This window comes from Myxococcus virescens, assembly GCF_900101905.1.
GTDB lineage: Bacteria > Myxococcota > Myxococcia > Myxococcales > Myxococcaceae > Myxococcus > Myxococcus virescens.
This window is the reverse complement of sequence record NZ_FNAJ01000007.1, coordinates 407,722-430,392: the sequence shown is the minus strand read 5'-3', so window position 1 is coordinate 430,392 and position 22,671 is coordinate 407,722. Positions and strand designations below refer to the sequence as shown.

The 22,671-nt window shown below is 70.4% G+C and carries 2 protein-coding genes (1 of these 2 only partly in view); both read right to left on the bottom strand.

What is annotated here, in order from left to right; translation table 11 throughout:
* Window positions 1-5,525: the 5' end (the start) of a hybrid non-ribosomal peptide synthetase/type I polyketide synthase gene (locus tag BLU09_RS22325; RefSeq protein ID WP_090491526.1), read on the bottom strand. Its footprint begins 7,621 nt before the window's first position; only the first 5,525 of its 13,146 coding nucleotides appear in the window; it begins with the start codon at window positions 5,523-5,525; the stop codon falls past the left edge of the window.
* Window positions 5,518-22,671 carry a non-ribosomal peptide synthase/polyketide synthase gene (locus BLU09_RS22320; protein WP_244171943.1) on the bottom strand — a complete coding sequence of 5,718 codons (17,154 nt, stop codon included), beginning with the start codon at window positions 22,669-22,671 and terminating at the stop codon, window positions 5,518-5,520. Before BLU09_RS22320 ends, BLU09_RS22325 begins: the two co-directional genes overlap by 8 nt.

Genomic DNA, 22,671 nt, shown 5'->3' with positions numbered 1-22,671 from the left:
CCCGTGGCGAATGAAAGCCCCACGCGCCCACGGGACAGGTTGTCCACCACGGACCACTGCTCGGCGACTTCGATGGGGTCATGGAGCGGCAACACCACGCTGCCCGCGCGAATCTGCACGCGCCGCGTGAGCATCGCCAGCGCGCCGCCGACCACCGAAGGCTGTGGATACAATCCACCGAAGGAGTGGAAGCGCCGCTCCGGCGTCCAGACCGCGGAGAAGCCATGTGCGTCCGCGAACTTCGCGCCTTCGAGGAGCAGCTCGTACTTCTCGTCGCCCAGCGAGTCCTCATCGTTGGCGAAGTACGAAAGACTGAAGTCGAGAGGCCGCCGGGTGTCCGGCTTCCGGCCCAGGACAGCGAAGCGCGCGGCGAGCTGCTCGGGTGGAAGGACGACGCGCATCCCACGCGCCAGTGCCCACAGCAGGTCCAGTCCCGACGGGTCAGCCGAAGGACCACCCACCGCCAACCACACGCCCCCCTCGCCCGCGCCCGTCCGGGCATCCAGTGAGGCCAACACGTGCGCCACGTTGCGGTGGCTCAGCATGACCCGGCCGTGTCCTCCCAGCGCTTCGGGCGCCGGAACGATGAAGGCCAGCCGCTCCCCGGGCACGGGCTCCATCGCATCCGCGCTCGAATCGACGGAGTCCACCGCGACGGCGCGGAGTCCCTTCGGCAACGACGGCACGTCCTCCGTCCGAGGAACCAGCAACAACCGAGGTCCTTGCGCGGGCAGCAGGGACGCCAGCTCCGCGACCTCACCGGCCGACACGGGCAGACACGCGCCTCCCGCCTCCAGCACGCCCCAAAGCGCGATGACCGACTCCACGGATGGCGTGACGCGCACCGCCACCGGCACGTCCCTGCCCACGCCCTCTTGCTTCAACCGGGCCGCGAGACCTCGGGCCCTTTCCGACAGCTCCCGCCACGACAGGCGGCGTTCACCCATGCAGATGGCCACAGCGTCCGGTGTCCGCTTCACCCACGACGCGAATCGAGCCTGGACAGCCGCGTCTGCGAAGTCTCGATGCCCGATGCTCGACGGCCCACCGGCGGGCGACATGCTGGAAACCGCGAGGCCCTCGGCCTGGAGGCGCTGCACCGAGGACGCAGGTCCCCTCGCAGCGGCGCTCCGTTCCTCCGGTGCCGCCAGCGGCATCCGTGACACGCGAAGGTCCGGGTTCGCGAGGGCCGCCCCCAGCAACGTCTGGAGGTGGGCCGACAGGCGCGCGATGCGCGGCTCGTCGTAGAGGTCGGTGGCGTACTCGATGAAACCGTGGAAGCCGCCGCGCTCGCTCTCATTCAGCAGCAGCGTCAGCTCACCGAGCGTGGCACCGAACTGCGCGGGCGTTCCCGGCACCTCCACCAACTGCATGTCCAGGCCCGCCACGGAGGGCGGCGCCGTGGTGACGTGCGCGTGCAGCACCAGCGCCGCGTCACACAGCCGCGAGCGTGCCGGGTCCCTGCCGGAGGCCACCAACGGCAGCAGGTGCTCGAAGGGGACGTCCTGGTGACTGGACGCGCCGACCGTCGTCTCACGAGCACGCGCCACCAGCTCTCGGAACGACGGGTCACCCGACAGGTCGGTGCGCAGCGCCATCGCATGGGCCACGAAGCCGATGAGAGGCTCCAGCTCGCCACGGGCGCGGTTGCCCACCGGCGTCCCCACCACGATGTCCTCGCGCCCTGAGTACCGGGCGAGCACCGCCGCCAGGGCCGCCAGCAGCGTCATGAAGGGCGTCACTCCCTCGCGCTGACTGAAGCCCATCAACGCCGCGCTGAGCTCACGCGAGAAGGCCACCGGGAAGCGGGCACCACGCAGCCGCAGGTCGGCCCCTCGCGGCCGGTCCGCCGCCAGCGCCAATGACGGAGGCAGGTCCGCCAGCACCTCGCGCCAGTACGCCTCCTGGGCCGCCAGTGTTCCACCCGCGAGCGATCGGCGCTCCCAGGCCGCCGCGTCCACGTACTGCACCGCCAGCTCCGGCAGCGGAGCGGGCTGCCCCGCGAGGAACGCCTGATAGTTCGCCGCGGCCTCACGAAAGAAAGCCACCATGGACAGCGTGTCCGAGGCGATGTGATGCACCGTGAGCAACATCAGGTGCTCCGTCTCCGCCAGTCGCAGCAGACTGGCGCGGACGATGGGCCCGTGCTCCAGGGAGAACGGCCGCACCGCCTCGTCCAATGCCAGCCGCAGCGCCTCCGCCTCCCGGTCACCCCCATGGGAACGCAGGTCCACCACGGGCACCTGGATGCGGACCTCGGCGGAGAACCGCTGGCGCACACGCCCGTCGTCCACGCGGTACGTCGCGCGGAGCATCTCATGCCGGCGGATGACTTCGTTGATGCTCCGCTCCAGGATCGGGACATCCAGCGCGCCTGAGATGCGCACCGCCAGGGGCATGTTGAGGGACGGGTTGCCCGGGTCGAGCTGCTCCATCCGCCAGACGCGTTCCTGCACCACGGACAGCGGCAGCTCACCCGCGCGGTCGATGCGGAACATCACCTCGGATGCCGCCCTGCCACCCAGGGGGCCCGCCGCCTGGAGCATCGCCTCGATGCGCGCGGAGATGCCCGCCACGGTGGGGGCCTCGAACAGCGCGCTCAGCGGGAGCTGTACGGAGAACGTCTCACGCAGACGGGTCAGCATCTGCGCCGCCATCAGTGAGTTGCCGCCCAGCTCCAGGAAGTCGTCATCCGGGCCGACCTCCACTGCGCCCAGACGCTCGCGCCAGATCTCCATGACGCGCTGCTGGATCTCCCCCACGGTGACGGGAGCCGATGCGCCAGGGGTGGCCAGGGGAAGCACGGAGCTGGTGCCAGCCAGCGCGGCCCCTGCCACCGGCCCGGAGGCCGTGGGCAACACGAGCGGCGCGCCCGACGACTCCAGACGGCAGGACTTCTCCTCGAACGGATACGTGGGCAACGACACGCGGCGGCGAGGCTCCGCGCCATGGAACTTCTCCCAGGCGATGTCCACCCCGGCCGCCCAGAGGTCTCCCAGGGATTGCAACAGCCCACGGGCATCGCTCTCCGTGGGACGACGGCGCAGCGAAGGCGCCACGACGAGCTGCCGTTCCTTGCGCGCCCGTCCCCGCGCCAGCGACGTCAGGTCCGTCCCGGGTCCCACTTCCAGCAGGACACTGCACCCATCCGCGAAAAGCGTCTCCAGGCCCGCGGCGAAGCGCACCGGCTGCCGCATCTGCCGAGCCCAGTACGTGGGGTCGGTGGCCTCTTCCGGACGAATCCACGTGCCCGTGAGGCTGGACACATACGGTAGCGTCGGCTCCTGGAGGCGCAGCGAGGACACCGCCCGCGCCAGGTCCACCATCAGCGGCTCCACGGCGCTGGAATGGAAGGCATGGGCCGACGGCAACCGCACCATGCCCACGCCGCGGCTCGACAGCGTGGCCTGCAACGCTTCAATGACTTGCACCGGGCCCGAGACGACACACCGGCCCTCGCCGTTGACAGCCGCCAGCGAGAGTCCCTCGCCGAGCAACGGAAGGACCTCCGCCTCCTCCAACCCCACCGCGAGCATCGCGCCGGCGGGCATCCGCGCCATGAGCGCGCCACGCACCACCGCGAGCCGCAGGCCGTCCTCCGGCGACAATACACCCGCCACGCAGGCCGCGGCGTACTCACCAAAGCTGTGGCCCAGCACCGCATGCGGCCGGACGCCCCAGGACATCCAGAGTCGGACCAGCGCGTGCTCGACGATGAAGAGCGCGGGCAGCGCGACGCGAGGGTCCGCCAGCTTCTGGGCCGCGACGGCCTCCTGTCCCTGCGCGGGCAACAGGAGCGCGCGCACCTCGGCGGAAAGCGAGGGCTCCAACCGTGCCAGCGCCGCGTCCACATCCTTCCGGAAGCCCGGCTCCACCGCGTGCAGCTCGCGGCCCATGCCCACCGCCTGCGCCCCCTGCCCCGGGAACAGGAAGGCCACGCGGCGATTCCGCCCCGCCTCCACCGCCGCGGGCTTGCGCAGCCGCTCCGTCAGTTCGGCGCCATCCGCCGCCACCACCGCGCGGCGATGCTCGAAGGAACGGCGGCCCACGTTCCGGGTAAAGGCCACGTCTTCCAGCGCCAGTCCCGGCGCGGACTCCACGTGCGTCGCCAGCTCGCGCGCCATCACCTCCAGGGCGGAAGGCGTCCGAGCGGACAACGTCACCACGTGCAACGGACGGTGGCCGCGCGCCTTCTCCGCCTCCGGGGGCGCCTCCTCCAGCACGACGTGGGCGTTGGTCCCACCGATGCCGAAGGAGCTCACCCCCGCACGGCGCGGCCCATTCTCCCGTGGCCACGCCTTGAGCGTGGCGTTGACGAAGAATGGGCTGCGCTCGAAATCAATCTCCGGGTTGGCGCGCTCGAAGTGGAGGCTCGGCGGCAGCTCGCCGTGCTGAAGCGACAGCACCACCTTGATGAACCCCGCCACGCCGGCCGCCGCGTCCAGGTGCCCCAGGTTCGTCTTGAGCGAGCCGATGGCGCAGAAGCGCGAACGCTCCGTCGTCTTCCGGAACGCTCGCGTCAGCGCGGCGATTTCAATGGGGTCGCCCAGCGACGTGCCCGTACCGTGTGCCTCCACGTAGCTGATGTCGTCACCGCCCAGGCCCGCATAGGCCAACGCGTCCGCGACGACCTCCGTCTGGCCCTCGATGCTCGGCGCCGTGTAACCGACCTTCTGTTGACCGTCGTTGTTGACGGCCGAGCCCTTGATGACCGCGTGGACGTGGTCACCGTCCCGCAGCGCGTCCGACAGCAGCTTGAGCACCACCACGCCCGCGCCGTTGCCCGCCACGGTGCCACCCGCGCGGTGGTCGAAGGCGCGGCAGTGCCCGTCCGGCGAGAAGATGAGCCCATCCTGGTGCAGGTAGCCCGTGCGCTGCGGACTGGCGATGCGCACCGCGCCCGCGAGCGCGATGTCCGACTGCCGCGTCAGCAGGCTCTGGCAGGCCATGTGGATGGCGACGAGGCCGGTGGAGCACGCGGTGTAGACGGCGACGCTCTCGCCCCGGAGCTGGAGCTTGAAGGACGCCTTCATCGCCAGGCTCTCCGGACCCGCGGTGGCCAACTCCAGGCCCGCGCCCGCGTCCTTCCGTGCCTCGCTCAGCAGGTTCAGCAGGTGGCCGGACGAACCGGCGCCCGCGTAGAGCGAGATGCGACCCTTGTAACGAGACGGGTCATACGCCGCGTCCTCGAGCGCCGCCCAGGCGCACTGGAGGAACACGCGCTGCTGCGGGTCCATCCACTGCGCCTCACGCAGCGGGATGTCGAAGAAGCCGTGGTCGAAGCCGTCCGCGCCTTCGAGGATGCCCCCCGCGCGGATGAAGCGCGGGTGCCGCCACAGGTCCTCGGGGATGAGCGGTGAGCGCTCCAGCTCGTCCTCGGAGAAGAACGAGATGGACTCCACGCCGCCTCGGACGTTGTTCCAGAAGTCACCCAGGTTGCGAGCGCCCGGGAAGCGCCCCGCCATGCCGATGACCGCGATGTCGCTGCTGGAGTCCTCACCCTGCATGTCATCAAGCTCAGCCATTGCCGTGATTCCCTCGCCGACCCTGCCGGCGGATCGCCTGACGCCGCTGCTGGGCGCGATCCACGTGGGCCTCATTGTCCTGGGTGTCTGCCGCCGTCTCGCCGTCCCGCTCCAGGGACATGACGAACGCGCGGACCGTGGGATGTTCAAAGAAGCGCGTCGCCGGAACGTCGCGCTTCAGCTCGTCGCGCAGCAATGCGCACGCCTTGACCACGGACATGGAGCTGCCGCCCAGGTCCGCGAAGAAGTGGTCCTCCACACCGACCCGCTCCACGCCGAGCACCTTCGCCCAGAGCGCCGCCACCTGACGCTCCAGCGCGGTGGTGGGCTCCACGAAGGCACTCCCTGCTGGGCGTGAGACCTCCGGCTCCGGCAGCGCGCGCCGGTCCAGCTTGCCCACGGGCGTGAGCGGCAGCGCCGTCAGCGGGACCAACGTGGAAGGCACCATGAACTCGGGCAGCGACTCCGCCAGGAAGTCGCGAAGGCCGCGAGGGTCCAACGTCTCCCCTGCCCGAGGCACCGCGTAGGCCACCAGCCGCTTGCCTCCCGCGGGGTCGGGCCGCGCCACCACCACCGCCTCGGCCACCGACGGGTGCAGGCGCAACGCCTCCTCCACCTCGCCCGGTTCCACCCGGTAGCCACGCACCTTCACCTGACCGTCCAACCGCTCGAGGAACTCCAGCGTGCCGTCCTCGCGGTAGCGCACGCTGTCGCCCGTCCGGTACAGCCGCCCGCCCGCCTCCGAGCCGAAGGGGTCCGGAACGAAGCGCTCCGCCGTCAGCTCCGGCCGTCCCTGATAACCCCAGGCCAGGCCGTCTCCACCGATGAGCAGCTCACCCGGTACGCCCACCGGCACGGGGCGCAGCTCCGCGTCCACCACGTACACCCGCGTGTTGGCGATGGGCCGGCCAATGGGAATGGCCCCCGGCGCGACGGCGCCCTCCATCACATGGCAGCAGGTGAAGGTGGTGCCCTCGGTGGGCCCATACCCGTTGACCAGGATGCCGCCGCGCCCAAGCCGCTCCCGCACCGCTGCCGGTGGGAGCACATCGCCGCCCGCCAGGAGCTGCCGCACGCCGTCCAGGGCGTCCGGCCTCGCGGCGGAGAGCGCCTCGAAGAGCGCGGCCGTGAGCCACAACGTGGTGACACCGTGACGCGCCAGCACGTCCTTGAGCGTGTCCACCGTGGGAGGCTGCGCTGGGAAGAGGACCAGCTTCGCGCCGTGCAGCAGCGCGCCCCACAGCTCGAAGGTGGCGGCGTCGAAGCAGATGGGCGCCAGTTGGAGGAAGACCTCGTCCGCGCCCCACCGCGCGAAACGGGAGCCCAGCACCAGCCGAGCCACCGCGCGCTGCGGCACGCAGACGCCCTTGGGCCGCCCCGTGGAGCCCGACGTGTACATGACGTACGCCAGCGACTCCGCCGGCACCGTCACGCGAGGAGAAACCTTGGGCTCACGCGCGATTTCATCCCAGGCCGAATCCAGGAGCACCACGTCCGCACTGCCCGAAGGCAGCAAGTCCACCACCGCCTGCTGCGCCAGCACCACGGGCAGGCGCGTGTCCTCCACCATGAAGGCCAGGCGCTCGCGGGGGTACGTGGGGTCCAACGGCACGTAGGCACCACCAGCCTTGAGGATGCCGAGCATCCCCACCACCAGGTCGAACGAACGCGGCACGCACAGCCCCACCGGAGTTCCCGGTCCCACGCCACGCGTGCGCAGGTACCACGCAAGCTGGTTCGCCCGCCGGTCCAGCTCCGCGTAGGTGAGCCGAGCCTCCTCGCACACCACTGCGACGGCCTCCGGCGAGCGGGCCGCCTGCGCCTCGAAGAGCGCCGTGAGGCACGCCTCTCGGGGGTACTCCACCGCGGTGTCGTTCCACGTCACGAGCAGGCGCTGACGATCCGCCGCGTCCATCATCGGCAGCTCGCCCAGGCGTTGGCCCGCATCCGCCACCGCGCTCTCCAGCAACACCCGCAGCCCCTTCATCAGCCGCGCGGCTGTCTCCCGAGTGAAGAGGTCCGCGTCGAACTCCAAGGTTCCGGTGAACCCCTCTGCCGCGTCCGTCAGGGACAACGTGAGGTCGAACTTCGCTGTCCCCGAGGCCAGCTCCACTGGGCGCAGAGCCAGCCCTTCCGGCGCGACGTCCTGGCGCGTGGCTTCGTGGAGCGCGAGCACCACCTGCACCAGGGGCGCGTGGCTCAAGCTCCGAGGTGGTTGCAGCGCCTCGACCAGCTTCTCGAACGGAACGTCCTGGTGGGCGTACGCGTCCAACGTCGTCTCCCGCACCTGCCGCAGGAGCTCACGGAAGGAGCTCGAGCGCGGCAGACGCGCGCGATGCACCAGCGTGTTGACGAAGAAGCCAATCAGGTTCTCCAGCCCAGGCTGCTGCCGGCCCGCGATGGGCGCTCCCACACACACGTCCTCCTGGCCCGACACCCGCGACAGCAGGAGCTGGAAGGCCGCCAGCAGGCCCATGAAGGGCGTGACGCCTTCGCGAATGCAGAGCGCACGGAACGCCTCCGACAGCTCGGCGGGGAAACGCACCGCCAGCGTGTCGCCCCGGAAGCGCTGCAAGCTCGGCCGGGGGAAGTCCTTGGGAAGCTCCAGGACGGGCGGCGCTCCGGCGAGCTGCCTTCTCCAGTATCCGACCTGCGCCGCGAGCGCCTCTCCCTGCAGCCACTGACGCTGCCACACCGCATGGTCCGCTGGCTGGATGGTGGGCACTGGCAGCGAGGAAGGCCGGCCCTCCAGCTCCGCGGCGTAGAGCGCCGACAGCTCCCGCACGGCAACGCCCAGTGACCACCCGTCCGAGACAATGTGGTGCAGCGTGAGGACCAGCAGGTGCGAATCATCAGCCGTGCGAATCAGCAATGCCCGGCACAGCGGTCCATTCACCAGGTCGAACGGGCGGCGAGCCTCTTCCGACGCGGCGAGCACGGCCTGTGCTTCACGCGCCTCCTCCGGAAGCCCCCCAAGGTCGACCACGAGAAGCGCCACGTTGCCGCTCGGATGGATGACTTGGACCGGCTCTCCCGCGTTGCTGGAGAAGGTGGTCCTCAGGGCTTCGTGACGCAGGAACAGCCCCGCCAGTGCCCGCTCCAAGGCAGGCACGTCCAGCGGCCCGGAGAGCCATGCGGCCCAGGGGACGTTGTAGAGGGCCGTGCCCGGCTGGAGCTGCTCCAGCAACCACAAGCGCTCCTGCATCGCGGACAGTGGCAAGGGGTTGTCCCTGGACACGGGGACGATGGGCGGCGGGCGCGCCGAGCCAGCGGACTGTCGGGCCTCGCGGATGCGCTCGGCCAGCCTCGCCACGGTCGGGTCGTCGAAGAGCTCCCGCAGCGACAAGGCGACGCCAAAGGTGGCGTGAATCCGCGTGACGACCCGAGTGGCCAGCAGGGAATGTCCACCCAAATCGAAGAAGCTGTCGGACGCTCCAACCCGAGAGACGCCGAGCAGCTCGCCAAAGAGTCGCGCGAGCAACTCCTCCTCGGGGCCTCTCGGTGCGATGACCTCCGATTCGACGGTGGGCGCGGGTAGCGCACGCCGGTCCACCTTGCCGTTGGGCGTCAGGGGCAGGCGCCCCAGCACCATGAAGGCGGCAGGCACCATGTACGCCGGCAAGTGCGCGGCGAGGAAGGTCCGCAGGAGCGAAGGCGCGGGAGTCGCGGCGGCCTCCGCGGTCGGTACGACGTAGGCCACCAGGCGCCGCGAGCCCCCTGCTTCATCCTCTCGCGCCAACACCACGGCTTGCCGGACGTCCGGGTGACGAAGCAGCATGGCCTCGACCTCGCCCGGCTCCACGCGGAAGCCTCGCACCTTCACCTGCGCGTCCACGCGGCCCTCGAAGGTCACCGCCCCATCCGCCAATAGACGGACCCGGTCACCTGTCCGGTAGAGCCGCGTCCCGGGGCGCTCGCTGAACGGGTTCGGAACGAAGCGCTCCGCCGTCAGCGCGGGTTGTCCCAGATAGCCCCAGGCGAGTCCGTCGCCACCAAGCCACAGCTCCCCCACGCCTCCTGGCGGCACCGGCGCCATGTCCTCGTCGAGCACGTACTGAACCGTGTTCGCCAGCGGCTTCCCGATGGGAATCGATACGGCGCCCTCGGGCACATCCGTGACGAGGTGCCACGTGGAGAAGGTGGTGTTCTCCGTGGGGCCATAGACGTGCAGCAGCCGCTCGGGAGCACCTTCGCGAAGGACCCGGCGGACCGGCCTCGGGTCCACGGCCTCACCTCCGAAGTGCAGCTGTCGCAAGCCGCTGAAGGCGTCCGGCACTTCCGCGGCCACCTGGTTGAACCAGGCCGTCGTGAGGAAGAGGACGCGAATGCCCTCCTCCCTCAGCCAGGACGCGAAGGCACTCGGAGAGAGCGCTGTCTCCCGCTCCACGCCAACCACCCGGGCGCCGTTGAGGAGCGCACCCCAGATTTCGAACGTGGCCGCGTCGAATGAGGCGTTGGATGCCTGCGCCACGCGATCCTCAGGCACCACGCGGATGAAGTCCGTCTCCACCACCAGCCGGACCACGGCCTGATGGGAAACGCAGACGCCCTTGGGAGTCCCCGTGGAGCCGGAGGTGTAGATGACGTAGGCGGCATCCGCTGCGCCAACTCCGGTTCCAAGCGCCGCCGTTCCAGCGGCGTCCCCTATTGCCGAGACCTCCTCCACCGTGAGGACACTCACGCTCTCCGAAGGCACCGCCCCCCGCAGCCGCTCCTGCGTCAGCAGCACGGGTGCCCCCGCATCCGCGACCATCCATGCGAGCCGCTCGCGCGGGTACGCCGGATCCAGGGGCACGTAGGCCGCCCCCGCCTTGAGGATGCCCAGCATCCCAACGACCAGTTCGGCGGAGCGCTCCACGCAGAGGCCCACGTGAGTCCCTCGTCGGACGCCCAGGGCCCCCAGCCGGCGCGCCACCTGGTTCGCCCGCGCGTTCAGCTCCGCGTACGTCAGCGCCGTGCCGCCATACCGCACCGCCACGGCCTCTGGCGTCCGCTCGGCCTGCGACTCGAACAGCGAATGCACCGTGGCTTCGCGGGGGTACGGGGTCGCGGTGGCGTTCCACTCCACCAGCACGCGGCGCCGCTCGGCCTCCGACAACAGGGACACGTCGCCCAGTCGCTGCTCAGGACGACGCCACATCGCCTGAAGCAGACCGCGCCAGTGCGTCAGCAACTGCTCGGCGGCGGCCTTTGAGATTCGCTCTTGCCGGTACAGCAGCTTCAGCCGCATGGAGCGGCCCGGAACCACCACGGCGGTCAGCGGATAGTGCGTGCGCTCGAAGGCCGAGAAGTCCCGCAGCTCCAACCCGGCCGCACCGCGCGCGAGCGCCGCATCCACCGGGTAGTTCTCGAACACGAGGAGACTCTCGAACAGCGGCGTGCCGCGGGGAATGTCGCTCCACCCCTGAAGCCGGGTGAGCGGGACGTGCTCCCGTTGCCCCAGCTCCACCAGCAGGGACTGAAGCTCGCTCAGCCAGGGCAGCAACCCTGCGCCATGCTGGATACGGGCGCGAACCGGGAGCGAGTGGATGAACAACCCGACGGCTTCCTCGATGCCTGACAGCTCCGGCGGACGGCCCGCGAGCGTCGTCCCGAACATGACATCCTGCCCGCCCCCATAGTGGGACAACAGCAACGCCCACGCACCGTGGACCAGGGTGCTCGGCGTGAGCCCATGGCGGCGTGCGAACGCCTGGAGCGCAGCGGTATCGGCCTCGCCCAGCTCCAGCGCGTGCTCACCCGTGTCATGCGCCGCGATGGAGCCTCCTTCCGCAGGCAATGGTGTCGGCGCTTCGATGCCCTCGAGCTGCTCCCGCCAGAAGGCTTCGTCCTGATCAGGTCGGCGGCGCCCCAGCCATTCGACGTAGGCGCGGTAATCCATTGCGGCGGGCGGGCGCCAATCTGCCCCCGCGACAATCGCCGCGTAAGCATCGAGCACCTCGCCAAGGACGCGCGCCAGGCTCCACCCATCCAGCAGCAGGTGATGGAAGCTCCAGACGAACCGCCAGGCATGGTCCTCCAGTCGAATCAGCGCAAGCCGCATCAGCGGCGCCCGCGACAGGACAAAGCCCTGCGCCCGGTCCTCACGCAGGAACGCGGCCAGTGATTGGGTTTGCTCCTCCGAGGAGCGCCCGCGCCAGTCGAGCTCAGTCCACGCGGGGGTCGCACGTACATGGACCACTTGGACAGGGTCCTCCAACCCCTCCCAGAGGAACGAGGTGCGCAGTGAGGAATGCCGTTCGGACACCGCCGCCCATGCCCGCCGGAGTGCTCCGGCGTTCAGCGGACCGGCGAGCGTCCAGCTCCGCTGCTCGAAGTACGCGCCGGTGCCGGGCTCCAGCAGCACCTGGAACAACAACCCATGCTGGAGGGGTGAGAGCGCATGACGCTCCTCCGTCGCGCCCGCGAGTTCCACCAACGTTTCGACACAGTGACGCGCCACGGCTTCGATGCGCGCGCGCGAATGCAGCGCCTCGCTGTAATGCCAGGCCAACTCCAGGCGTCCGCCCACGACGCGAGCCACCACCTCCAACACATGGCTCCGGAGCCCACGCGTTCCCTGCGAGGCCCCCGTGGATTCGGGCGCCAGCGTGAACAGCGCCGAGTCCCGAGCCCCCGAGTCGAGCTGCCCCAGATAATTGAAGAGGACCTCAGACGAGGCGCCGGCCTCATGACGGAGGTGGCACAGCAGGCCATATCCCAGGCCTCTGCCCTTCCGGTGCTCGCGTGCCGCGCGAACCGACGCGAGCACGGAAGCGGACGCCAACCCCTCCGGCAACTCCAGACGCACAGGGAACAACGCGGTGAACCACCCTACCGTGCGTGAGAGGTCGACGTCGTCGAACAGCTCGTCGCGCCCGTGGCCCTCCAGGTCGATGCGCAGTCGACGCTCGCCGCTCCATCGGGCCAGCGCGCTCGCAACCCCCGTGAGGAGCACGTCTTCAACGCCCGGCTGTGACATCGCCGCCGATGCACGAAGCAGCGAGTGCGTCACTTCGGCATCCAGCGCCACCGTGACGACGCGCTCCGAGCCCTGCGCGTTCACCCCACCCGGCACATCCCGAGGAAGCGCGGCCACATCCGCGCTCAGCACGTCCCGCCAGTAGGCCCCCTCCTCCGCGAGCGCTCCCGAGGCGGCATGCGCCTCCAACCGTCGTGCCCAGGCCTGGAACGACGTCGTCTTCGCGGGAAGCACCACCGGCTCGCCGCGGGCAAGCTGCCGAAGCGCCGTCTCCAGGTCCTCCAACAACACGCGCCAGGAGACACCGTCCGCCGCGAGGTGGTGGATGACCAGCAGCAGCCGTCCCGTCCGATTTGGCCCCAGGTCGAACAACACCGCGCGCAGGAGGCACCCCGCGTTCAGGTCCAAACCCGCCTGCTCCTCCGTAGCGGTGCGCTCCATCGCCACGGCCCGGGCGGTTGCATCCAACCCGGACAGGTCCACGAGACGCAGTGGCACGTCACACGCTGGCTCCGCACACGACTGAGCCCACCCCGTCTCACTCCGCGACAGCCGCAGCCGCAGCGCATCGTGATGGTCCACGAGGGCCCGCAGTGCACGGGCCAGCACGTCCGCCCCCAGGTGCTCACGGGGCTCCAGCATCAACGCCTGGTTGAAGTGATGCGCCTCGGGAAGCTCGCGCTCGACGAACCACCGCTGAATGGGCGTCAACGGCACGGGCCCGACAACCGGGCCCTGGTCTCCCAGGCGACGACGGCTCGTCGCCACCTGGGCCAGCCCTGCCACCGTCGGATGCTGGAAGAGCTGGCGCGCGGTGAGGTGGATGCCCACCTGCCGCGCCCGCGCAATCACCTGAAGCGCGAGGATGGAGTCACCGCCCAGGTCGAAGAAGCGGTCCTCGGCGCCTACCCGCTCGACGCCCAGAACGCCCGCCCAGATTTGCGCGAGCTCGAGTTCCAGCGCGTTACGCGGCTCGACGTGGGCCGCACCACGCCCCTGCACTGCCCGCACCGGTGCGGGGAGGCCACGACGGTCGAGCTTCCCACTGGGCGACAACGGGAGCGCGTCCAGCGTGACGAAGGCCGACGGCACCATGTGCTCGGGCAGTCGCTCACCGAGGAAGGCCCGAAGCTCCGATGCCACGTCCCCCGAAGACGCGACCACATACGCCACGAGGCGCCGGTCTCCCGGGACGTCCTCTCGAATCGCCACCGCCGCCGCACGCACTCCGGGGTGCTGGGACAGCACGGCTTCAATCTCTCCCAGTTCGATGCGGAAGCCCCGCAGCTTCACCTGGTCATCCAGGCGGCCCAGGTACTCGATGGCGCCATTCGCCAGGAAGCGAGCCTGATCGCCCGTCCGGTACATCCGCGCCCCCGGCTGCGCCGCGAAGGCGTCTGGGAGGAATCGCTCAGCGGTCAGGTCCGGCCGCTGCCAGTAGCCGCGCGCCAGCGGTGCACCACCGATGTACAGCTCACCCGGCACACCCGCCGGCACGGGACGCAGCCGCGCGTCCAGCACGTACATCCGCGCGTTGGCGATGGGGCGCCCGATGGGCACGACATGCCCACGGTCCTCACGTGAGCAGGCCCACGCCGTCACGTCCACCGCGGCCTCCGTCGGGCCGTAGAGGTTGTGAAGCTCGGCGAGCAGGCACGAGAAGTAGCGATCACTCAGCTCGGGAGGCAGCGCCTCGCCACTGCAGAACACCCTTCTCAGGCTGGCGCAGGACACCGCCAGCTCCGGCTCCTCCAGGAAGGGCCGGAGCATGGACGGCACGAAGTGCAACGTGGTGATGCGCTCGCGAGCGATGGTGTCCGTCAGGTACGCGGGCTCCCGGTGCCCGCCAGGCCGCGCCATCACCAACCGCGCGCCCGCCAGCAGCGGCCAGAAGAACTCCCACACGGAGACGTCGAAGCTGAACGGCGTCTTCTGGAGGACGCGGTCGCTCGCATCCAGCCCGTAGGCCTCCTGCATCCACAGGAGCCGGTTGCAGATGGCGGCATGCGTGTTCATCGCCCCCTTAGGCCGGCCCGTGGAGCCCGAGGTGTAGACGACGTACGCCAGCCCGCTCCCTTCCACGGTCACGTCGAGACGCTCCTCGCGCTCGCGCGCCACCGCGTCCCACTCCGAGTCCAGACACACCACGGTGGCGCCGCCCCGAGGCAGGCGTTCCGACAACCGAGCCTGCGTCAGCAGCACCGGCGCCGCGGCATCCGCGAGCATGTACTCCAGCCGCTCGCGGGGATACTCCGGGTCGAGCGGCACGTAGGCGCCCCCCGCCTTGAGCACGCCGAGGAGCCCCACCACCATCTCCAGCGAACGCTCCACGCACAGCGCGACCCGCGTGTCCGGCCCCACGCCTCGGGCCCGCAGATAGCGCGCGAGCTGATTCGCGCGCTGGTCCAGCTCCTGATACGTGAGGGTGTCGCTCTCGAAGCTCAGCGCCACCACATCCGGTGTGCGGTCCACCTGCGCTTCGACGAGCCGATGCAGGGCGCTCACTCCCGGCCGAGGGCGGTCCGTGTCATTCCACGCCACCAGGACCCGGTGCCGCTCCGCCGAGGTCATCAGGGGAAGCGCGTGCACCTGCTGTTCCGGCTCACGGACGCCCGCCTCCAACAGGACGCGCAGGTGCTCCAGCAGGCGCGTTGCGGTATCCGGCTCGAACAGGTCGGTGCTCAGCTCCAGGTTCGCGGAGAAGCCGTCCGCCGTGTCCGTGATGATGAGTCGCAGGTCGAACTTCGCCGTGAGACTCGGCTGCGGCTGGACGTTCAGCCGCAGCCCCGGAATCACCAACTCCGGCAGCGGGTCCTCCTGCATCACGATCATGGCCTGGAACAGCGGGCTGCGGCCCAGGTCGCGCTCGGGCTGGAGCGCCTTCACCAGCTCCTCGAAGGGTGCGTCCTGGTGCGCGAAGGCCCCCAGCACGATCTCCCGCGCACGGCCAATCAACTCCCGGAAGGACGGCGCGCCCGCCAGCGACATGCGCAGGACCAATGTGTTGACGAAGCAGCCGATGAGCCCTTCCAGCTCGGTCCGGTCACGGCCCTCCACCGGCGTTCCCACGCACAGGTCATCCTGCCCGCCATGACGGGACAGCAGCGCGGAGAAGCCCGCCAGCAGCACCATGAAGGGCGTGGCGCCCTCGCGCTGGGCCAACGTTTTCAGCGCACGCGACAACTCCGAGCCCAGGAGCACGCTTCGGCTCACACCACGGCTGCTGCGCACGGCCGGTCGAGGCCGGTCCGTGGGCAGGTCCAGCGCCCGAGGTGCCCCTCCCAACCGGGTCCGCCAGTACGCGAGTTGCGCCTCCAACGCCTCGCCGCGAAGCCAGTCACGCTGCCACGCCGCGTAGTCCACGTACTGGAGCGGGAGCGGCAACAACGGCGAAACCTGCCCCTGGGAGAAGGCCCGATAGAGCGCCGCCGCCTCGAGCACGAGCACGCCCATGGACGCGCCATCCGTCACCAGGTGGTGCAGCACCAACAAGAGCACGTGCTCACGCGCGCTCACCTGGAGCAGTGTGGCTCGAAGCGGCGGTCCCGCGCCGAGGTCGAACGCCCGCAGCGACTCCTCCGCCAATCGCGACGATAGGGCCTCCGCCTGAGCAGCCCCCGACAGCGAGGTCAGGTCCACCCGGTCCAGCGCAAGCCGGGCCTCGGGATGGATGCGCCAGGAAGGCGTACCTCCGTCATCGTGGAAGGTGGCGCGGAGGACTTCGTGCCGCCGGACCACCTCTCTCAGTGAGCGCTCCAGCAACGCCACATCGAGCGCCCCCTCCACACGGACAGCCACCGCATCGTTGTACGCGGCGCCGCCGGGCTCGAGCTGCTCCAGGAACCAGAGCCGTTGCTGCGCGAAGGACAGCGGCAGCGCCCCTTCATGAGTCCGGGCCACCAACGGAGGCACCCCGGACGCCCCCAGGAGGCGAGCATCGATGCGCGCGCCCAAGGCCGCGGGCGACGACGACTCGAACAGCTCACGCAGGGGCAGGTCCACCCCGAACGCCTCACGAATCCGGGAAGCAGCGCGCGTGGCCAGCAGCGAGTGCCCGCCCAGCGCGAAGAAGTCGTCCTCCGCGCCTACCCGCTCCACGCCCAGCAGCGAGGCCCACTGCTCGGCCAAACGGCGTTCAGTGTCCGTCCGAGGCGCCACGTACTCCCGAGCGATGTCACGGACGCCCTCCGGCGCGGGCAACGCCTTCCGGTCCACCTTCCCGTTGGGCGTCAGCGGGAGCGCATCGAGTGGCACGAACGCCGAAGGCACCATGTGCTCCGGCAGGGAGCGCCGGGAGAAGGCCCGCAGCGCCTCCACCGAAAGCGCCGTACCCGGCCGGGCGACGACGTACGCGACGAGGCGCGCGCCTCCAGCAGACTCCTCCCGCGCCACGACCACGGCCTGCGCCACGTCGGAGTGCCGCGCCAGCACGGACTCGATTTCGCCAGGCTCCACCCGGAAGCCACGGACCTTGAGCTGGTGGTCCACCCGACCCAGGAACTCCACCGTTCCATCCGCGCGCCACCGAGCCCGGTCGCCCGTTCGATACATCCGGGCACCCGCGTTGGAGGACGCCGGGTCCGGGAGGAATCGCTCGGCGGTCAGCTCCGGCCGCGCGTGATAGCCCCGAGCGACCCCCATGCCACCGATGTAGAGCTCACCGGGCACACCCACGGGCAAGGGCCGCAGCTCCGCATCCAGCACGTACAGCGACGTGTTGGCGATGGGCGTCCCCATGGGCACCGGTCCCGGCGAACCATCCACGGCGTGCGACGAGGACCAGATGGTGGTCTCCGTGGGGCCGTACATGTTGAGCAGCGCTCCGCCCACGGTGCCCCGCAAGCGTTCCGCCAACTCCGCGGACAGCGCCTCACCGCCGACGAGCAGGCGCTCCAACCCCGCGAGCGCCCCGGCCGCACCGGGCTCCAAGAGCAGCGCCTGGGCCAGGGAAGGCGTGCATTGCAGATGCGTGACTCCGTGCCGGCGAAGCTGCGCGGGCACGGTGATTTCCTCCTGCGACTGAAGCCGGAAGTCCCGCTCGCAGCGCTGCCGCACGGCATCCAGCGCCGGAAGGCTGGCGAGCACGGCATCCGTGTCCACGCCGAAGTCGATGAGGCACGCGACCTCATCCACGCCCAGCGCCTCGATGCGCGCCACCTGCTCCCGGCAGGTGCGCGGCGTCCCAAAGAGTCCCGCCCCGTCGAAGAAGCGCCCGAAGGCCCGTCCCACGAGCGCGTCCAGGTCCTCTGGACGCACCGATGCGGGATCCAGGTCCACGCCCAGCGTCCGGCCCAACCCGCGCATCAGGTCCGCGGAGTTGCTCAGGTAGCGCCGCAGCGGCGCTTCGACCGTCTCTCGCACGCGCTCCACGTCGTGCCCCACGAACGTGTGGAGCATCAGCGTCACATGCCCCTCCCCCTTGTGGCCCGCCTCGCGCCAGGCCTCGCGGTACAGCGCGATGCGTGATTCCAGCTCCTCCCACCGCTGTCCCAAGAGGTGCGTCAGGACGCCCGCGCCCAGCCGGCCCGCTTCGCGGAACGTGTCCGGATTGCCAGCGGCGGTCAGCCACACAGGGAGCTCGCGCTGCACGGGGCTCGGACGGATGCGGACATCGATGGGCGTCCCCGCGCCATTGGGGAACGACAGCGACTCACCGCGCCAGAGCCGCCGCAACGTGTCCAGGTCCCGCCGCGCCAGCTCCCGGCGCTCCGCATACCGTTCTGGCGCGAGGACGAAGTCATCCGCGTGCCAGCCCGGCGCCACGGAGATGCCGACGCGGCCCTTCGACAAGTTGTCGACGAGCGACCACTCCTCGGCCACGCGCACGGGGTGGTGCAGAGGCAGCACGACGCTGCCAGCGCGGATGGCCACGCGCTCGGTGATGGCGGCGATGGCCGCGCTCGTCACGGACGGATTGGGATAGAGCCCACCAAATGCATGCAGGTGGCGCTCCGGCGTCCACACCGCCTGGAAGCCATGACGGTCCGCGAACCGCGCGCCCTCGAGCAACAGCCGGTAACGCTCCGCGCCTGGAGCCCCCTCGTCCGCCGCGAAGTAGAAGAGGCTGAAGCCCAGAGGCTTCTGGCGCGACCGCGTCACCCGGCGCGGTGCGGCCCCCAAGGCCCCCTGCTCGCCCTGCACGACGACCTTGAAGCCACGCGCCAGCGTCCAGAGCAACTCCAACACGGAGATGTCGAAGGAGACGCTCGTCACCGCGAGCCACGTCCCCGGCTCGGTCCCCACGCGCGCGTCCATGCCCGTGAAGAAGCTGACGACGTTGCGGTGTGGAATCAGCACGCCCTTGGGCTTGCCGGTGGAGCCCGAGGTGTAGAGGACATAGGCCAGGTTGTCGGGCCCCACGGCTCCCGGTGGCGCGGCGTCCGCCTCGCCAGCCACATCCAGCGGAACCACGGTCCTATCGCCGACCGGAAGCGCGCCCGCCAGATGCCGGTGCGCGAGCACCACCGAGGCGCCAGAGTCCTCCAGCATCTGCGCGAGCCGAGCCTCGGGGTACGACGGGTCCAGCGGCAGGTACGCACCGCCCGCCTTGAAGATGCCCAGCAGGCCCACGACCAGATCCGCGGAGCGGTCGGCGAAGAGGCCCACGATGCACTCAGGACCAACGCCCTGCTCGCGCAGCCGCCATGCCACGGCGTTGGCGCGTTGGTTCAGCTCACGGTACGTGAGGACCCCGTCGCCACACACCACGGCAATGGCGTCCGGCGTGCGCTGTGCCTGCGACTCCACGAGCGCATGGATGCACGTCTCCGGGAACTCCGCCCGCGTGTCATTCCAGTCGACCAGCACCTGGCGCTGCTCTGCCTCATGCAACAGCGGAAGCATGGCCAGGCGCTGGTCAGGGTCCGCGACAATGGCCTCCAGAAGCACGCCCAGCCGCGCCACCAGTCGCGCGGCGGTGTCCGCATCAAACAGGTCCGTGGCGTACTCGAGCCATCCGCCCAGTCCCTCCGCCCCTCGGGCCAGCGACAGCGTCAAATCGTAGGGCGTGGCCCCCGGGTCCACCTCAACGCGGCGAGACTCCAGGCCAGGCAGCGCCAGTCCCGCGCCGGGCTCCGGCTGGAGCACGAACAGCACCTGGAACAAGGGGGCGCGAGAGGGGTCCCTCGTGGGTTGGACGGCGTCGACCAGCCGCTCGAAAGGAACGCCCCGGTGGGCAAAGGCCGCCAGCACGCCTTCCCGCGTCTGTCCCAACAGTTCGCGGAAACGTGATGAGCCGGACACGGACGCGCGCAGGACGACCAGGTCGAGGAAGCATCCCATCAACCCTTCGAGCCCCGCCCGCTCACGCCCATTGACGGCCGTTCCGACGCAGAAGTCCGCCTGCCCCGAATGACGCGCGAGCAGCACCTCGAAAGCCGCCAGCAACGTCATGAACAACGTGGCGCCTTCGCTCCGGCCCAACGCCTCCAACCGAGCCGTCAGCGCCTCCGGGAACCGCACTGCCACGCGGCCACCGCGATAGGACGGCATGGGCGGTCGAGAGCGGTCCGCGGGCAGCTCCAGCGCAGCGGGCACACCCGCCAGCCGCGCCTTCCACCAGTCGAGCGACATGGCCAGGGCACCGTCCGCCTCGACCTCGCGGCGCCAGCGCGCGAAGTCGGGGAACTGGAAGGCCAACGGCGGCAGCGCAGCATCACCCGCGTACAGCGCGCTCAGCTCCCGGGCCAGGATGGCGAACGAAGCACCATCCGAGGCGATGTGGTGCATCACCACGACCAGCAGGTGATCGTGTGCGTCCAATTGAAACAGCGTGGCCCGGAGCAGCGGACCGCGCTCGAGGTCGAACGGCGCCCGCGCTTCCTCTTCGGCCAGACGAAGCACGGCCTCCTCGCGGGCATCCCCCGGGACGTCGCGGAGGTCCACCCGGCGAAGTGATGACACCGGCACCGACGAGGTCACCTGCGACGGCGTGCCATCTTCGTCGCGGAACGTCGCCCGGAGCGCCGCGTGGCGCTGAACGATTGCAGTGAAGGCCTGCTCCAGCGCCATCTCATCCAGCACACCGGTGAGCCGTACCGCCGCCGGCAGGTGATACGCAGCGCTTCCCTGCGCCAACTGCTCGAACAACCACAGTCGCTGCTGCGCGGAGGAGAGCGGCGCGGGCGTCCCCTCCTCCCCCCGCGTCAGCTCGGCGCCAGCGGACTTCCCACGCGCCGCGAAGAGGGTCCGCGCGAGTTCCCCCACCGTCGGCCCTTGAAGCAGGACCTCCATCCGAAGGACCACGCCCAGGGCCTCGACGTCGTTCGCCAGCTCCACGGCGCCCAGTGAGTCCAGACCGAAGGACGTGATGGGCGCATCCGTCGCCAACTCCTCCGGACGGACGCGAAGCCGCGCGGCGATCCGCGCCAGCAACCACGCCTCCAGTGCCTCCACGGTGAGCGGCTCGGACGCGGTGATGTCAGGCGCGGGCGCCACAGCCTGGGGCGCGTCTGCTTCCGACTCGCTCCAGGTCAGCAGCGCCCGAGCCGTCCCCGCGAGCCATTCGGCCCGGCAAGCACGCCGCTGAATCTTCCCGCTGGACGTCTTCGGCAGCGTGCCCGGCTCGATGAGGACGAGCGTGTGGAGCTGGACCTCGTGCGTCTCCGCCAGACCCCGGCGGACGGAGCCCACCACGTCCTCGGCGGTCCACGGCTTGCGCGAGTCCACCTCGTACATCACCGCGAGTCGCTCCTCGCCGCCCACGTCGATGGAGAACGCCGCGCCACAACCGGGCCGCAGCGCCGAATGGCTGCGCTCCAGCGTCAGCTCCAGGTCCTGCGGATGCAGGTTGCGCCCGCGGAGGATGATGAGGTCCTTGCGCCGGCCCACGACGAACAGCTCGCCGTCCTTCAGCAGGCCCAGGTCTCCCGTCCGCAGGAACCGAGGGCCGCTGTCCGAATCCGCCAATCGCGCTCCGAACGCCGCCTCGCTCTCCTCGGGCCGCTCCCAGTAGCCGTGGGCCACGCTGGGACCGGAGACCCAGATCTCCCCCACCCGCTCGGGCGGGCAAGCGCGACGCGTCTCCGGGTCCACCACGAGCAGCGTCTGCTCAGGCAGCGTCTGCCCGCACCCCACCAGCGGGCGCGCCCCGGGGCCGTCCTCGACCGCCAGCGCCTCGTTCCGCTCCAACGCCTGGGCGTCCCACGTCCGCGTGAGGACACCTTCGCCCTTGCGTCCACCCGAGGCGATCAGCGTGCCTTCCGCGAGCCCATAGCAGGGATAGAGCGCCTCGCGCTGGAAGCCCACGGGAGCGAAGGCTTCCGAGAAGCGGGTCATGACCTCCGGGCGGATGGGCTCGGCCCCACAGAAGGCCAGCTCCCAGCGACGCAGGTCCAACCCTTCACGCTCCGCGGGAGGCACCTTCCTCACGCACAGGTCGAAGGCGAAACACGGGCCGCCGCTGATCGTGCCACCGAAGCGGGACAGTGACTCCAACCAGAACCGTGGGCGGCGAAGGAACGCGAGCGGCGACATCAGCGCCACCGGGAAGCCCGCATAGAGCGGCTGGAGGATGCCGCCAATCAGGCCCATGTCGTGGTACGGCGGCAGCCAGATGACGCCCACGCTGTCCGAGCGGACCTGGAACGCGTGGGAGATCAGCCCCAGGTTGTGCAGCAGGTTCCCATGGCTGAGCTGCACGCCCTTCGGATCCCCCGTGGAGCCGGACGTGTATTGAAGGAAGGCCAACGTGTCCCGCGAGGGAGCCGGACGGCGCCACCCCGCCTCGGTCCCCTCAGGCAGCGCGTCGGTAGCCACCCAGCGGAGCGCGGCGAGTTCGGGGGCGCCTTCGAAGAGCCCCTCCCCCATCTCCTGGATGAAGGAGGTGGTGAGCACGACGCTCGCGCGCGCATCCCGGATGATGGCGCGCAGCCGAGGCAACGTCCTCTCCAGCCGCATCGGGTCCGGCGGATAGGCTGGGACGGCGACCAACCCGGCATACAAGCAGCCGAAGAAACCCGCGACGTACTCCAGGCCCGGTGGATAGAGGAGCACCGCCCGCTCACCCGCTTGCGCCAGGGCCTGGAGTGCCGCGCCAATGCGCCGGGCTCGCAAATCCAACCCGGCGTAGCTCAGGACCGCGTCATCCCCGCCATCCTCCAGGAACGTGTACAGCGGCCGTTCACCCAGGGACTGGGTCTGCGTTTCGAGGAGCTCCAGCAGTGTCGCGGCCGGGTGGGAGCGCAT

Coding starts and splice junctions, on each gene's coding strand:
- BLU09_RS22320 (WP_244171943.1), bottom strand. CDS start 22,671: ATGCGCTCCCACCCGGCCGCGACACTGCTGGAGCTCCTCGAAACGCAG.